General features: G+C 49.8%; 15 protein-coding genes. 13 read left to right on the top strand and 2 right to left on the bottom strand.

Going from position 1 to position 14,695, the window contains the following annotated elements; all coding sequences use genetic code 11:
* Positions 1-126 precede the first annotated feature (126 nt).
* The 11 genes from PBAL39_RS18440 (at position 127) to PBAL39_RS24810 (ending at position 11,607) form a co-directional block, all read left to right on the top strand.
* Positions 127-759 (top strand): hydrolase, encoded by a 633-nt coding sequence (locus PBAL39_RS18440; RefSeq protein ID WP_039867074.1) that lies wholly within the window; start codon positions 127-129, stop codon positions 757-759.
* Positions 760-771: 12 nt separating this feature from the next.
* Positions 772-2,154: an alginate export family protein gene (locus PBAL39_RS18435; RefSeq protein ID WP_008244329.1), complete on the top strand. Its 1,383-nt coding sequence runs from the start codon at positions 772-774 to the stop codon at positions 2,152-2,154.
* Positions 2,155-2,177: 23 nt separating this feature from the next.
* Complete coding sequence (locus tag PBAL39_RS18430; protein ID WP_008244328.1) at positions 2,178-2,912, top strand: M17 family peptidase N-terminal domain-containing protein; 735 nt, start codon at positions 2,178-2,180, stop codon at positions 2,910-2,912.
* A gap of 43 nt (positions 2,913-2,955) precedes the next feature.
* Entirely contained in the window at positions 2,956-4,860 is a 1,905-nt protein-coding gene (locus PBAL39_RS18425) for an amidohydrolase (protein ID WP_198139849.1), read from the top strand.
* Positions 4,861-4,868: 8 nt separating this feature from the next.
* On the top strand, positions 4,869-5,300 hold the full coding sequence (locus tag PBAL39_RS18420) for a DoxX family protein (protein ID WP_039867073.1): 432 nt from the start codon (positions 4,869-4,871) through the stop codon (positions 5,298-5,300).
* Positions 5,301-5,399: 99 nt separating this feature from the next.
* Positions 5,400-5,873: a Dps family protein gene (locus PBAL39_RS18415; protein ID WP_008244325.1), complete on the top strand. Its 474-nt coding sequence runs from the start codon at positions 5,400-5,402 to the stop codon at positions 5,871-5,873.
* 11 nt (positions 5,874-5,884) lie between these two features.
* Entirely contained in the window at positions 5,885-6,571 is a 687-nt protein-coding gene (locus tag PBAL39_RS18410; protein ID WP_008244324.1) for a YoaK family protein, read from the top strand.
* Positions 6,572-6,684: 113 nt separating this feature from the next.
* The gene (locus PBAL39_RS18405) at positions 6,685-7,620 is read left to right on the top strand and encodes a ring-cleaving dioxygenase (RefSeq protein ID WP_008244323.1); all 936 of its coding nucleotides are present in this window, start codon (positions 6,685-6,687) and stop codon (positions 7,618-7,620) included.
* An 11-nt stretch (positions 7,621-7,631) separates the two neighbouring features.
* Positions 7,632-8,243 carry a TMEM175 family protein gene (locus PBAL39_RS18400; RefSeq protein WP_039867071.1) on the top strand — a complete coding sequence of 204 codons (612 nt, stop codon included), beginning with the start codon at positions 7,632-7,634 and terminating at the stop codon, positions 8,241-8,243.
* A 192-nt stretch (positions 8,244-8,435) separates the two neighbouring features.
* Complete coding sequence (locus PBAL39_RS18395; RefSeq protein WP_008244319.1) at positions 8,436-9,431, top strand: alpha/beta hydrolase; 996 nt, start codon at positions 8,436-8,438, stop codon at positions 9,429-9,431.
* Positions 9,432-9,612: 181 nt separating this feature from the next.
* Entirely contained in the window at positions 9,613-11,607 is a 1,995-nt protein-coding gene (locus PBAL39_RS24810; protein ID WP_008244317.1) for a sigma-54-dependent Fis family transcriptional regulator, read from the top strand.
* A 70-nt stretch (positions 11,608-11,677) separates the two neighbouring features.
* On the opposite strand, the gene PBAL39_RS25605 is transcribed toward PBAL39_RS24810, so the two are convergent.
* Positions 11,678-11,854 carry a hypothetical protein gene (locus PBAL39_RS25605; protein WP_008244315.1) on the bottom strand — a complete coding sequence of 59 codons (177 nt, stop codon included), beginning with the start codon at positions 11,852-11,854 and terminating at the stop codon, positions 11,678-11,680.
* Between the two features lie 194 nt (positions 11,855-12,048).
* On the opposite strand from PBAL39_RS25605, the gene PBAL39_RS18385 reads away from it, so the two are divergent.
* Complete coding sequence (locus tag PBAL39_RS18385; RefSeq protein ID WP_008244313.1) at positions 12,049-13,254, top strand: NAD(P)/FAD-dependent oxidoreductase; 1,206 nt, start codon at positions 12,049-12,051, stop codon at positions 13,252-13,254.
* A 5-nt stretch (positions 13,255-13,259) separates the two neighbouring features.
* The gene (locus PBAL39_RS18380) at positions 13,260-13,529 is read left to right on the top strand and encodes a UBP-type zinc finger domain-containing protein (protein ID WP_008244311.1); all 270 of its coding nucleotides are present in this window, start codon (positions 13,260-13,262) and stop codon (positions 13,527-13,529) included.
* Here PBAL39_RS18380 and PBAL39_RS18375 read toward each other — a convergent pair.
* Complete coding sequence (locus PBAL39_RS18375; protein WP_008244309.1) at positions 13,526-14,647, bottom strand: Gfo/Idh/MocA family protein; 1,122 nt, start codon at positions 14,645-14,647, stop codon at positions 13,526-13,528. The two genes, PBAL39_RS18380 and PBAL39_RS18375, sit on opposite strands and share 4 nt — an antisense overlap.
* Positions 14,648-14,695: the final 48 nt, after the last annotated feature.

Raw genomic sequence — 14,695 nt, 5'->3', positions numbered from 1 at the left:
CGATTCGTGAATCTACGATATAAAGCTAAATGATATTTGCATTATTTATTATAAGTTTTTGAAATTCAGTTATTTATAGTGGTGGTATGTTTATTGGCACAGGGAGGGAAACAAAAATATATCATTATGAAACCATCACCAAATCTACTTTCTCCAGACAACCACGCGCTAGTACTTATCGATTTTGAAGGCCAGATGGCTTTTGCTACTAAAAGTACATCTATTACTGAACTGCGTACCAATGTAGCGATCACCGCCGGTGCCTCAAAGATCTTCAATGTACCTACGATTGTGACTACAGTTGCAGAAGAATCTTTTGCAGGTCCTGTATTCCCGGAAATCGAGGAGTTTTATCCGCAGGCAACATCGGGATATATCGACAGGACCTCCATGAATACCTGGGAAGACGGTCCTGCGTACGAAGCCATCATCGCTACGGGAAAGCAAAAGCTTGTGCTTGCCGGACTGTGGACGGGTGTTTGTATCGTTGGCCCTGCGTTGTCGGCGCTGACAGAAGGTTATGAAGTCTTCGTGATCACAGATGCCTGTGGTGACGTCAGCGAGGAAGCGCATGAACGTGCCATTCAGCGCATGGTGCATGCAGGGGTAAAACCCGTCACTGCGGTACAATACCTTTTGGAGCTGCAGAGAGACTGGGCAAGAACGGAAACTTATGTGGCTGTAACTGACCTCATGAAAAAATATGGCGCTGGTTATGGCCTCGGTATCCAGTATGCACACCACATGGTGAAACATTAATCTGCTTCAGCTATGCCTAAATTTCACATTTACTTTACTGTTCTGACGGTTCTTGCCGGCCTTTTTGCCGCAGGGCATGTCTCGGCGCAGGGTTTTAAGCTCATGCGGTATGATGAAGACTACTCCACATGGAAGGACTCGTCGGCCACCCTTTACCGGCACATGAAATTCCTGCCGCTCAACGCCAGCAAGCGTAGCTACGTTTCCTTCGGGGGCGAGGCCAGGATGGAGTATGTGTCATTTGACAATGAAGACTGGGGAAGGATGGGCATTGGCAAAAATAACTTTCTGCTGCAACGATATGACATCCACAGCGATGTGCATGTCGGCAGCAGACTGCGTTTCTTCGGCCAGCTCCGCACCGCCCTGCAGGGTGGGCGGAAAAATGGCTCAAGACCCATAGACCAGGATGAGCTCAATGTGCAGAACCTCTTTGCTGAAGTAACCGCGATCAGCAGTGGCAGCAGTCAGCTGAAGTTCCGTCTGGGACGCCAGGAGCTTGATTATGGCTCAGGAAGGTTGATCTCTGTACGTGAAGGGCCCAATGCGCGATTGTACTTTACGGGGGCGAAAGCCATGTTCAGCAGCAAAAGCTTTACTGTTGATGCTTTTGCCATGCAGGCGGATACGGTCAATCCTGGTGTTTTTGACAACAAAGGCTCGGGAGAAATCAATCTCTGGGGCACTTATGGGAAACTCATCATCCAGCGTGGGGGAAACCTCGACTTCTACTACCTGGGTACCAGGAGGGATGATGCCGTCTTTGAGGAGGGCCGTGCTAAGGAGCTGCGCCATACCCTCGGCTCAAGGCTCTGGAAGAGTGGTGGCGGCCTGATTTATAACCTTGAGGCCGCCTACCAGTTCGGCAGCTTCGGCGAAGGGACGATCGCTGCATGGACGGCCTCGGCAGAGCTGGGTTATTCTTTTGAACACAGCAAGATGAAACCTACGATTAATCTGCGAAACGACTACATCTCCGGCGACCGGCATCAGGGGGATGGTAAACTGGGAACGTTCAATCCCATCTATCCTAAAGGCGGCTACTTCGGGTTTAGTCCGCAGATCGGACCTGTCAACCTGATCGACATCCATCCTTATGCGACTCTTGCGCTGAACAGCAAGCTGACAGTACAGGGAGATGTGGTCTTCAACTGGCGCTACTCGCTGCAGGATGGTGTGTACAGGCCGAGTGGCAGCTTCAACCTTGCAGGGGGCAGCTCCGCAAAGCGTTACATCGGCACGGCCTACCTGGCCAGCGCCATTTATGGCTTCAGTAAGTTCCTCAATATGAACGTTGGTGTCCAATATTTTAAAACGGGTGACTTCGTGGAAGACCTGATCCCAAATGCCCAAAACGGACTGTTCATCAACAGTCGCGTAGTGTTTAAATTTTAATTGAATAAAAGATGCTTAAGGTTATGAAAAACAGTAATTTAAAACTCAATAATGTAAGACAATGTGTCGCCCTCGTCCTCCTCAGTGTCACCTTGTTTTTTTCTCCCGCCAAGGGGTATGGACAGACGGCTGTTGGTACCTCAAAAGTATGGGGCACTGTGGACGGCATCGCTGTCGAAGGCGTCGTACAGGGGCCCTCCGCGCAGGTCAGCGACCTGCAGATTGCCTGTGTGTTTGAATACACAGAAGGTGATATTTTCAATTCGCCACCTGCACTGCCAGCGGCATTGAACGGTTTGGTACACCTTGATCATGACATCAAGGGGCTGCTGACCGAACTTCGCAAAAGCGGCAGGTTCCAGGGGCATGCTTATGAAACCATCCTGATCTCGCCGCCGAAAGGTACGATTGGTGGTAAAAAACTGCTGCTGATTGGACTGGGCGACCGCAATGGATTCAAGGCGGACATCATGACGGCTGTAGGTAGCGTAGCGATGCATGAGGCGCTCCGCCTGGGGGTGTCTGACTTCGCCTTTGCCAGCGACCTGAAGGATGCGGGTATTGATTCGCCGACAGCACTTGTTGCTGGAAATGTCGTTAAAGGTGCCTTTCAGGCTTACCGGACACAGCTCTGGCTGAAAGATAAAGGCATGGCCAGCTTCAGGCCGATCTCAAAGATGATCCTCCTTGCAGGGCCTGCATTCTTCACTGTTGCTGGTGAAGGGATCAGTGCAGCCATTCAATCCATCAGCAATTAACTCAACTCATCAGCAAAAAATCAATCCATCAAAAAAATCAACTATGATGAATGCCGATATGATCCTGTTCAATGGCCGTGTACATACCATTGTTCAGCATAAAGAAAAAATTACCGCTGTAGCCATCAAAGATGGTAAGTTTATCGCCCTGGGCAGTGATGCTGAGGTGATGTCCTTCTCTGGGCCCAATACTAAAATTATAGACCTCCAGCAGAAACGTGTCGTACCGGGGATCAATGATTCACACATTCACCTGATCCGCGGTGGCCTCAACTTCAACCTGGAGCTGCGATGGGACGGGGTGCCCTCACTCGCTGATGCACTGCGCATGCTGAAAGATCAGGTAGACCGCACGCCTTCCCCGCAGTGGGTCCGTGTGGTGGGTGGCTGGTCGGAATTTCAGTTTGCCGAGCGCAGGATGCCTACCCTGGAGGAAATCAATGCGATTGCTCCTGATACGCCGGTCTTTATCCTGCACCTTTACGACCGTGCCTTCATGAACCGCGCGGCACTGCGTGCGGTCGGTTTTACCAAAGACACACCGGCGCCGCCAGGTGGCGAGATCCAAAGGGATGCCTCCGGGATACCTACGGGGCTCATCATCGCCAGCCCCAATGCCATGATCCTGTATTCCACCCTGGCGAAAGGGCCAAAGTTATCGCATGAACATCAGGTCAATTCTACCAGGCACTTCATGACGGAGCTGAACCGCTTTGGAATTACGAGTGTCATCGATGCCGGTGGGGGCTTCCAGAATTTTCCGGATGACTATCAAGTGGTAAATGAACTGAATGAACAGAAACAGCTGACAGTCAGGATTGCCTATAATTTATTTACACAAAGACCTAAGCAGGAGTTTGAGGATTTTGACAACTGGACCAGTAAGGTGGAGCTCTACCAGGGCGACGACATGTACCGCCATAACGGGGCGGGAGAGATGCTCGTCTTCTCGGCGGCAGACTTTGAAGATTTCCTTCAGCCACGACCCGACCTTCCGGAAAATATGGAGGCAGAACTTGAAAGGGTAGTACGACTCCTGGTCGAAAACCGCTGGCCATTCAGGCTCCATGCGACCTATAATGAGAGCATCAGCAGGTTCCTGAATGTCTTCGAAAAGGTCAATCGAGACATTCCTTTCGCTGGTCTCCCCTGGATCTTCGACCATGCGGAAACGATTGATGAACGTAACATTGAACGTGTGAAAGCACTTGGCGGTGGCATTGCCATACAAAGCAGAATGGCCTACCAGGGTGAGTACTTTACTGACCGCTATGGCGCAAAAGCAGCGCTGGAAACGCCTCCCGTGAAGAGAATGCTCGAGATGGGCGTTCCTGTTGGCGGTGGCTCGGATGCGACACGGGTGAGTAGTTACAATCCCTGGGTGTCCATGTTCTGGCTTACGGCAGGTAAAACCGTGGGCGGCCTGGAGATTTACAACGAACAAACGCGCCTGAGCAGAGCGGCTGCACTGGAACTTTATACCCGTGGGAGTGCCTGGTTTTCCAATGAACAGGAGAAAAAGGGAGATATTGCGGTAGGTATGTTTGCCGATCTGGCGGTCCTGAACAAGGATTATTTCCAGGTGGATGAGGAGTCAATAAAAAGCATTGAGGCCGACCTCACGGTTGTAGACGGGAAAATTGTGTATGCTAAAGGTGATTTCTCTTCCTTCTCGCCACCGAAAATCCCAATCCTGCCGGACTGGTCACCGACCAATGCCTACAACGGATATTATCCGCAAGGCGGGCATCAGGGAACTGGGATAAGTCCTGCAGCGAAATCTTCCAGGGGCGGCAATACTGCGGCTTCATTGTTGTCGATCCATTCCTGCTCGGGCAGTTGTGATGTGCATGCACATCAGCATGATGTAGCGCGTCATGCCAATCTTCCAATTAACAATTACACGGCATTCTGGGGCGCACTTGGTTGCTCATGTTTCGCCTTTTAGTCAATATCATGGAAAATATCATCAAAATGTTGCTGTACTCTGATTTGGGTTCAGACATTAATAACCTGGTCATCCTCATCTTTCGCGTACTGCTCATGCTGGAGCTCTTCCGGGTGCATGGTCTGAAAAAGTTCAGGCTGGTGGGTGGTGAGAAAGAGCATGTCCCAAACCCGCTGGGGTTGCCCGACAGGCTGAATGGCCTGGTGGCTACCTTCTCTGATACGGTGGTGCCTTTCTTTGTCATGGCTGGCCTGGGTACCCGTTTGTTCCTGCTGCCCGCCATCGGTGTGACGGCCATCGGTTACTTTGTGGTACACCGTAATGATCCGGTAGAGGTACGGGATGTTCCGTATATGTACACCCTTGCGATGCTGACACTATGGGTGCTGGGTGCCGGAACTTATTCGCTGGATACTTACCTCCTGAATACCTTATTTTAAATGTCAGTTGATCATTTTAAATCGCTGAATTTCAGTTGTAATATATCAATAATACCTATCATTAATCTACTTCATTAACAAATCCTTAAAAACAAAATTATGGAAGCTAAAATCGGCATCAGCCCAGCGCACCTCGCAGAGGTGGCCCACTCCTTGAATACCCTTCTTGCAGATGAGTATGTCCTCTATACAAAAACACGTAAGGCACACTGGAATGTGGAAGGTCCTGACTTCTACAACAAACACAAATTCTTCGAAGAACAATATAACCAGCTCGCAGATATGATCGACGAGGTTGCAGAACGCATCCGTAAACTTGGTCATTATGCGCCGGCTTCGCTGAAAGAGTTTTTGGAGCTGACCCATCTTACCGAAGAAAGCAGGGCACAAAATGACAGCCTGAGTTACATCAGGGTGCTGCTTGCTGATCATGAAACCATACTGATCCATCTGCGTGAAAACATCAATAACTATGCAGACACACTGAAAGATATGGGCACAAGCGATTACATCACTGGTTTAATGGAAAGGCACGAGACCATGGCCTGGATGTTAAGGGCTCATTTATCCTAAAGGCGGTAGTTATGGAAGCGCAAAATAATAACATTGGGTTTGTGACGCTCGTCCTCACCATGATTGCCGGGTACTGCGATACCATTACCTTTGTGGCTGCCGACAGGATTTTTTCAGCGCATGTGACGGGAAATTTTATCGTGTTCGCTTACCAGATCATCAAAGGTGCTGACGGCGCTGATGCCTGGATAAAGCTTTTAACCTTTCCAATATTCATGGCTTCTGTGATGGTCGGCGGGTGGATTGCAGCAAAATTCGCCAACAAACATTTCCTTTTATTCTGTCAGGGCCTGATCCTTATTCTTGGTGCCGCGGTTGCCTACGGTTTTGGTTACATCCAGAATCAGGAGCTGACCTGGCCGATGTACCTCATCACCATGATGGTGGTGTTCGCTATGGGCTTCCAGAATGCTTTCGGAAAGTTGTTTGCAAAGGAAACACACGGTCCGACAACCATGATGACTGGTAATGTGACCCAGGTGGCACTGGACCTTTGTGGAATGATCTCCGACAAATTTCATGAGGGGGCAAGTAAGACAGGCTTTAAAAAAGGGATGGTTACCATCGGTGGCTTCCTTATCGGTTGCGTCCTGGGTGCTTACATCGGTCAGCGGTTCGGGCTGGTAGGAATTGTGCTGCCAGGAATGGCTATGGTGTGCTGTTACTACCTCACCAATCCTCCGGTGCCAAAAGTCTAAAGGCTGCCGGAAGGTTCGGGATTGGTCATGGTCGGCTGCTCCTGACACAGGGCCTTTGAATCAACAGCACAAAAAATAAAATCGTTGCTAACAACAGTAAAAAAACAATTCAGATGAGTAAAAATATTTTAGGTCTGCACCACATTACTGCCATTGCAGGAAGTGCACAACAGAACTATGGTTTCTATACCAACACCCTAGGTTTAAGATTGGTGAAGAAAACGGTCAATTTTGATGATCCCGGAACGTATCACCTTTATTATGGCGATGAGCGTGGCTCAGCGGGTACCATCCTTACTTTTTTTCCATGGGATGGCATTGGGCCGGGTAGAGCGGGGGTCGGCATGGCAACGGAAATTGGTTATTCGGTGCCTGCGGGCAGCCTGGATTTCTGGAAAGAACGGTTTGCAGCACATAATGTCCGTTTTGGCGAACTGAACAGCCGCTTTGATGAGCAACTGCTGACCTTTGAAGATCATGACGGACTGGCAATGAGCCTCATTGTCCCTAAGCCGGATGATCAGCGCCTGGCCTGGGAAACTGCAGAAATCAAAAGAGATACAGCCACCAAAGGCTTTCATAGCACCACACTGAGCTTACAGCGCATTGATGAAACTGCTAAAATCCTGACCGATCTGTTTGGCTATACCTTACAGGGACAAGAAGGGAACCGCTACCGCTTTGTGACAGATGCAGTTGACAATGCGGCGATTGTGGACCTGCTGGAGATCCCTGACGGACAGGCTGGAAGGAATGCTGCAGGAACAAATCATCATGTGGCCTTCCGCGTGAAAAATGAAGAAGTACAAATGGAAATGCGGGAACTGATCAGGAGCAAAGGCCTGCAAATCACGCCGCAGATCGACCGGGACTACTTTTTTTCTCTTTATTTCCGGGAGCCGGGAGGGGTATTGTTCGAAATTGCTACAGAAAACCCAGGTTTTACCGCGGATGAGCCGCTGGCGGAGCTCGGCAGTCAACTGATGTTGCCAAAACAACATGCCCACCTCAGAGAAGACCTGGAAAAAACACTCCCTAAACTCGGTTGATCATCATCGGTATGGAAAAAGAAACTGCCCGTATTGAAGCCTTTAGCGATGGTGTATTTGCCATCGCCATCACCTTGCTGGTTCTGGAACTTCATGTTCCGGAGCTCAGCGATGGTCGCGATCCAAAGCTGCTGATGCAAGAACTGAGTAAACAGTGGCCCGGTTACTTCGCTTTCATCATTTCCTTTTTCAGTATTTTCATCATGTGGGCCAATCATCATAAAGTGTTCAAACAGATCTATCGCCGGAATACGGCCATCATGTTTGCCAATGGCATCATCTTGTTTCTGGCCTCCCTGGTTTCCTATCCAAGCGCCCTGCTGGCCCGCTTCCTGCTCACGCCCTCCGCACAGGCGGCCATATCGGTCTACACGGGGATGTTTGTATTGGTAAATCTTGCTTACAACCTGCTCTGGTATCTGGCCAGCCGCGATCGCTCACTGCTGAGGCCTGAGTTGACGGATGCTGCCATCGTAAAGCTCCAACAAAATTATCTGTATGGACTGCCCACATACCTGCTTGCCTTCGGCCTTTCCTTCTTCTACCCGCTGACTGCACTGGGCATCTGCGTGTTGCTCTGGTGCTTCTGGGCGGTATCTTCTAAGAAGATCGAGCTGCAGTAGTTTTACCCGGCTAAAACATGATGCAGCATTCATAAATTCACGAAATAAAGTCATAGTAAAAGATGACTTATATTTTAGTTGTCTGTATTTCAGGTGTTTGTCTTTTGGCTTTTTCTTTGGCCATCTATAGTACCTGCTTCGGTGATGCGGGGTTTTGATTAATGAGAATTACCTAAACTATTAAACATCATCATGAACCAAGAACTCGAAAACATATGGTTAACTGTTCCTGAAGTTGCCAATGATCCTGCAATTTCATCATCGGTAAAGAAATTCCTCGCCAGCATCAACTCAGGTGCCGCGGGACTGGAGACATTGCCGGTTAAAGATGCCCGGGAAGCATTGTCGGCAATCCAGGCCGCTGTTACATTCGACTATTCAGGAATCAGCGAAATGGAGCGGGAGATTGTTGCTGATGGTTATGCGCTGAGGATCAATGTGGTGCGTCCTGTGGGCGCGACAGGTAACTTACCTGCATTTGTATTTGTCCATGGGGGAGGATGGGTGCTGGGTGACTATCCTACGCACAAAAGGATGTTGAGGGACTTAGTACTGCTGACGGGTGCTGCCGGGATTTTCCTGAACTACACACGGTCGCCGGAAGCACGATATCCGCAGGCAGTCAATGAAATTTATGCGGCAACAAAATGGGTGGCACAACATGGTGCGGAGATTCATGTCGATGGCAATCGTCTCGCCATAGTTGGCAACAGCGTGGGTGGAAACATGGCGGCAGTAACTGCACTTAAAGCCCTGGAAAACAATGGTCCGATCATCAAGGGCCTCGTGCTGTTCTGGCCCATCGTAGCTGCCGAATTTGACAATGAGTCTTATGAACGTTTTGGTAAAGACCGATTCCTGACAACGCCGCTGATGAAGTGGATGTACAATCATTACACCAAGGATGAGGCGCAGCGACAGGAAATCTATGCTTCACCGATCAATGCCACGCTAAAACAGCTGAAAGGATTTCCCCCTACGCTCATCCAGGTGGCTGAAGCTGATGTCCTGCGTGATGAAGGGGAGGCCTTCGGCCGCAAACTGGATGAAGCAGGCGTAACCGTAACTACTGTGCGTTACAATGGTATGATCCATGACTTTGGATTGCTGAATCCACTGGCTGAACTCCCTCAGGTGAAAACATTGTTCAGACATGCAGCGGCAGAACTGAATAAATATCTCCAATGAATTCAGAGCTCCCTTCCGTCATCAAACCGCTCTATTTCGTGTCTTGAACTCGTGGATTCACGAAATATCGTGAGGATGAAGAGATGGGTGTTTCTTATTATATTGATAATTAATTAGTTATGTTTGTTGGCATGACCTTTGGATACCGCGATATTGTCAAATACCTGTAAGTATAGTCAACATGAAAAACCAACAAACCGAATTTGCCACCGCCACCATAGGCTTGGGCGCCTTTGATCACAGCTTTAACCTACGTGAATTTCTGGAGGTGCTGGTGCGCAAGCTGTGTCCGTTGTTTTCGATAGATTGTGTAGCCCTGGTGCTCTACGATGAAAAGCTGGAATACATCAGAAATATGTATTGTTCTGTGCCTCCTGTGAACGGAATGCGCAATGTTGAGGTCATGACGAAATCATTGGGCTTGTCCGGAATTACTGCGGAAATAGCTGGTTATCAGTTTCCGGTGCTCAAGTCGCATGACGAGTGGGTAGACGGATATGGAGAAAACCATTGTGTATCACAGCAGGGGCTGCAGTACAAATATCATTGTTATATCCCACTGGAGATCAACAACATGATCCTGGGCACGCTGGAACTGCACAATGACGATAAACACCTGAGCCAGGAGGGGATGTCCTTTTGCTGTACCCTTGCAGATTTACTTGCGGAGCTGGTAGACAGTAAACTGCCTGCGCTGCAGATGCCTGCCCATCTGGTCACAGACAATGTGGAAGAAGATAGGGGTGTTCCTCATTATGCTGCACTAATTGCGCTGAGCAATGCGCTTTTGTTGGTGTCAGATGAGGTTCAGCTGGAGGAGGTGGTCGGGCGACAGCTCCTGCAATTTTCCTTCATTGCGGATCATCTGCTCATTTACCCGGTAGATCACATCGCTGAACATGCCGTGTTCGATAACGTCATTTCTGCGGGAGTTCCCGTGATCATCCCTGCCAGAGACATGCGCTCGGTTCCGGTACTTTCGGAATGGCTGGTCGAAGCGCATGATGACGTGGTAGTGGGTACAGCAATGTACCAGGATACAGCATTGTTGGGCTTGCTCTACCTGAGGTTAAAAAATAAAGAACAGTCTGCCCCCTTACTCGAACTGATAGGGGCAATTGCTGCTCAACTGACGCTGGCGCTGAATAACCTCCGCTACCGGCAGGAGCTGGCGGCGGGAACAGCCTTTTTTCCTTTAACTGCGCAGGATCGCCTGGAATATGCTTTTCCCGAAATTGTTGGCGGAAGCCCGCAGATGCAGGAGGTGTTTAACCTGATGGGGCAGGTGGCTCCCTCAACAGCAACAGTGCTGATCCTGGGTGAAACCGGAGTGGGAAAGGAACTGATTGCTGGTGCTATACATCAGGCGTCCGACAGGGCAGAGCGGCAGATGGTGCGCATCAACTGTGCGGCAATACCGGCAAACCTGATTGAGTCGGAATTATTTGGTCATGAAAAGGGCAGTTTTACCGGCGCCACAGACAGGCGGACCGGCAAGTTTGAGCTGGCCGACCAAAGTACCATCTTTCTGGATGAAATCGGAGAACTATCGCTTGACCTGCAGGTCAAGCTGCTCCGCGTGCTCCAGGAGAAAGAATTTGAACGGATAGGCGGCAGCGGCACCATCAGCGTAGATGTAAGGGTCATCGCCGCCACCAACAGAAACCTTCTTGATGAAGTGGAGGCCGGTAGGTTCAGGATGGATCTTTACTACAGGCTCAACGTGTTTCCCATTTCTCTTCCTTCCCTGCGGGACCGCAGAGCGGACATTCCCCTGCTGGCTAATTTCTTTCTGGAGCGTTATAAGATGAAATCCGGTAAAAAGATATCGGGCTTTTCTCAAAAGGTGATGTCGGCAATGATGAAGTATCGGTGGCCAGGCAACATCAGGGAACTCGAACACCTGATAGAGCGCCAGGTGATCCTGACTGAAGGAACACTGATCCGCGATCTGGACATTCCTGCGGCACATCAGGTGATGGCCACTGATGGTAGCGGCCAGACGGAGATCAAGACCATCGCTCAGAATGAACGCGACCACATCTTCTCGGTGCTGCGATTGTGTAATGGTAAGATTTCCGGTAAAAATGGTGCGGCGAAGTTATTGGGCGTGCCTGCCACGACATTAAATTCCAAGATCAAGAAGCTTGGGCTGAGCAGGCAGCATCATTTTTAACCATACCTTATTCGTGGCGGGACCGCAAACTTTCAGCGACGCAACGATTAAGGTATGGCAATGTTAACGATTAAATGTCAAGTTCGTAAGAAGACCTTGAAGAACGGTCAGCCTGGTCCAGCAGGTCTTTGTCGTGCTCCGCGGCCATCTCATCACTGATGGTCTCTTTTCTGTTGAGGACATCCTCTTCGCTGGTCAGCGCATCCTCTTTGTCTTCTGATAATTCTTCTTTTTCCGGATCAATCATGGTTGTTTTTTTATGATAAAAATAATCATAATAAACTGTAAGCCAGTATGTTTTTTCATTTCCTGCGAATCATAAATTCACGGTATTTCGTGAGATTAAAACAATCCTGAGGCAAATAATGTATTGTAATTCAGAGTGTTGATCTTTGGAAGATGCTTTGATCTTTAGGTTGATATTACCATGATGGTCCTTTTATGAAAAAACTGAAGTTATATGGGAATGCTGATGCACCGGAACTCTATCCGATCCGGGATTTTCTCAAAAGAAGTGTTGTAGCGTTTGAATGGATCGACCTTAACCACAGCGCAGACAAACAACCGAGCATTGAATTTCCTGACGGCCAGCTGCTGGTCAATCCTACGCTGGAGCAAATTGCCCAGAACCTCGGCTGGATCAACAAGCCCAAATATAAAGAGTATGACCTGTCCATTTATGGTGCAGGCCCTGCCGGATTAAGTGCTGCAGTATATGCGGCATCTGAAGGGCTCAAGACTGTCCTTATTGAGCGCGAGGCCATTGGCGGACAGGCAGGCACAAGCTCGCTGATAGAGAACTATATGGGCTTTCCGGATGGGATCTCCGGAGCAGAGCTTGCGGAGCGGGCCAGGCAACAGGCACTGAAGTTTGGCGTAGAGATCCTCCTGCTCCGGGAAGGGGTAAAAGGTACCTTCTACGACAACCGCATTCATGTGGATTTTTCCAACGGCGAGCAGCTGGTTGCCAAAGCAAACATCTGCGCGACAGGAGTGGAGTATGCCCGCCTGAACCTGGAAGGTGAAGACCGCTTTTTTCATAAAGGTGTTTACTACGGGGCAGGGGCAAGTGAAGCGAACTTCTGCCAGGATAAAGACCTTTTTATCGTAGGGGGTGGTAACTCTGCGGGCCAGGCTGCTTCCTTCTTTTCGAAATTTGCCAAACGGGTCTTTATGGTCATCCGTCGCGGCTGTCTGGCAGATACTCTATCGGAATACCTGGTCAAGCGCATCAACTCCATCGAAAACATCCATGTGCTGTACCATTCACAGGTGACGGCGCTGGAAGGTGATGAGCTATTGGAACGCATAAGGATCAGCAATACTGAGGAAGGCACAGAAATATGGTATGAGACCTCCAAGCTCTTCATCTGTATCGGTGGGAAGCCAAATACAGAATGGGCATCGGAAACGGCAATCTGCAGGGATGTCAATGGCTACCTGTATACAGGTAGCGACCTGCTCGGGCTGGATAAGTACCAGTCATGCTGGGATCTGGACAGGCATCCTTACCATCTGGAAACAAGTGTGCCAGGGTCTTTTGCCGCCGGCGATGTACGGTTTAATTCCGTAAAACGTGTGGCCTCAGCAGTTGGAGAGGGGGCGATGGCGGTGACGCAGGTTCACCAGTACTTAGCTAAATTATAAAACTTATGAACGAACAGATCTGTGCGCACCTCAGCGCCATTAAATCCATTACACAGGCGGCCGAGGCTGTTTGTGAAGAATGCATCGGGCAGGGAACCACATGGCTGCACCTGCGCACCTGCCAGACGTGTCAGAAAACCTTGTGCTGCGACTCTTCTTCTGAGCAGCACATGTCACACCACTGCAGGTCTACAGGACATCCCGTCGTCATTTCCTCAGAGCCCGGGGAGCGCTGGCTGTATTGTTATGTTGATGATCAGATGGCAGGATATTAACCGAGCTGAAGTGTCACTTTTTTTCCGGTACGGCAGGCCTCATAAATGGCGTCAATGATCTTCAGGTCTTTTAGCGCTTCGGCGCCGTCGACGGCGACAGTGGGCGTCTGCGCATTGATGATGATGTCAGCCATTTCTTCCATCTGCACCATCTGGTGACTCTGGTGGGGCTGTGTGAGTTCTCCTTTGTGTGTACGGCCCTTAATTGGGCCATAGCCTGTGGATGGCTGCATTTCCGCAAAACCTTTCTCCCCATTCAGATAAAACCGGTCGAGGTGGTTCATGGCATAAGTAGACAGGCAGGAGGCCACGGCGCCACTTGGAAAACCCAGCTGGAACTGTATGGTCTCATCCACCCCTTCGCCGAACCGCTCGGGTTGTGTTTTGGTTTCCTGTGCGGTAACCCATATCGGATCTTCTCCCACCATATAACGGGCGCCATTGATGGAATAGATGCCGATGTCCATCAGGGAGCCGCCACCGGAAAGCGCCTTATTCAGGCGCCATTGCTTCGGGTCGCCGATGTTGAATCCAGACTGCCCCTGGAAGAACAACACCTTTCCAAAATCGCCATTTTTCCTCATTCTGATGACCTCGAGTGTTTTGGGCTCAAAGTGCATGCGGTAGCCCACCAGCAGGCTGACACCAGCTTTACTGCAGGCCTCGATCATCCGCTGGCCTTCAGCGGCGTTGAGTGCCATGGGCTTTTCACAGATGACATGTTTGCCGGCCTTCGCCACACGGATCGCCTGCTCCATGTGCAGCGCATTTGGCGTGATGATGTATACAGCATCGATGTCAGGGTTGTTTTTGATCTGATCGAAGTTCTCGTAGTTGTAACAGTTTTTTGGGGAGATGTTATACGTAGCCTGCCATTCCTTAAGTTTCGCAGGAGTGCCACTGATCAGTCCCGTGAGCCTGGCCTTTTTGCAGCCCTGCATCGCCTTGGCCACCGTGCCACCATAGTTCCCCAATCCCATAATCGCGACCTGTAAAACCGGTCCTTCATACTTTTCTTCAATGATGCTCATTTCATGAGCTAAGGTGGACAGTGGCGTGAGTGGCAGTGTTACCGCTGAGGCGGCAAATAGCTGGAGGAAGTCGCGGCGTGTATTCATGGTAACAGGTTTTATTTGGTATGAGAAGATCTGTTTGCTGACTAAACA

The sequence above is a fragment of the Pedobacter sp. BAL39 genome (assembly GCF_000170795.1).
Classification (GTDB): Bacteria; Bacteroidota; Bacteroidia; order Sphingobacteriales; family Sphingobacteriaceae; genus Pedobacter.
Note: the sequence above shows the minus strand (reverse complement) of the source record. Positions and strands in the feature narration are given on the sequence as shown.

What these genes read in the sequence shown, in the direction of transcription:
- PBAL39_RS18440 (WP_039867074.1), top strand. Translation starts at nt 127, where the DNA reads ATGAAACCATCACCAAATCTACTTTCTCCAGACAACCACGCGCTAGTA.
- PBAL39_RS18435 (WP_008244329.1), top strand. Translation starts at nt 772, where the DNA reads ATGCCTAAATTTCACATTTACTTTACTGTTCTGACGGTTCTTGCCGGC.
- PBAL39_RS18430 (WP_008244328.1), top strand. Translation starts at nt 2,178, where the DNA reads ATGAAAAACAGTAATTTAAAACTCAATAATGTAAGACAATGTGTCGCC.
- PBAL39_RS18425 (WP_198139849.1), top strand. Translation starts at nt 2,956, where the DNA reads ATGATGAATGCCGATATGATCCTGTTCAATGGCCGTGTACATACCATT.
- PBAL39_RS18420 (WP_039867073.1), top strand. Translation starts at nt 4,869, where the DNA reads ATGGAAAATATCATCAAAATGTTGCTGTACTCTGATTTGGGTTCAGAC.
- PBAL39_RS18415 (WP_008244325.1), top strand. Translation starts at nt 5,400, where the DNA reads ATGGAAGCTAAAATCGGCATCAGCCCAGCGCACCTCGCAGAGGTGGCC.
- PBAL39_RS18410 (WP_008244324.1), top strand. Translation starts at nt 5,885, where the DNA reads ATGGAAGCGCAAAATAATAACATTGGGTTTGTGACGCTCGTCCTCACC.
- PBAL39_RS18405 (WP_008244323.1), top strand. Translation starts at nt 6,685, where the DNA reads ATGAGTAAAAATATTTTAGGTCTGCACCACATTACTGCCATTGCAGGA.
- PBAL39_RS18400 (WP_039867071.1), top strand. Translation starts at nt 7,632, where the DNA reads ATGGAAAAAGAAACTGCCCGTATTGAAGCCTTTAGCGATGGTGTATTT.
- PBAL39_RS18395 (WP_008244319.1), top strand. Translation starts at nt 8,436, where the DNA reads ATGAACCAAGAACTCGAAAACATATGGTTAACTGTTCCTGAAGTTGCC.
- PBAL39_RS24810 (WP_008244317.1), top strand. Translation starts at nt 9,613, where the DNA reads ATGAAAAACCAACAAACCGAATTTGCCACCGCCACCATAGGCTTGGGC.
- PBAL39_RS25605 (WP_008244315.1), bottom strand. Translation starts at nt 11,854, where the DNA reads ATGATTGATCCGGAAAAAGAAGAATTATCAGAAGACAAAGAGGATGCG.
- PBAL39_RS18385 (WP_008244313.1), top strand. Translation starts at nt 12,049, where the DNA reads ATGAAAAAACTGAAGTTATATGGGAATGCTGATGCACCGGAACTCTAT.
- PBAL39_RS18380 (WP_008244311.1), top strand. Translation starts at nt 13,260, where the DNA reads ATGAACGAACAGATCTGTGCGCACCTCAGCGCCATTAAATCCATTACA.
- PBAL39_RS18375 (WP_008244309.1), bottom strand. Translation starts at nt 14,647, where the DNA reads ATGAATACACGCCGCGACTTCCTCCAGCTATTTGCCGCCTCAGCGGTA.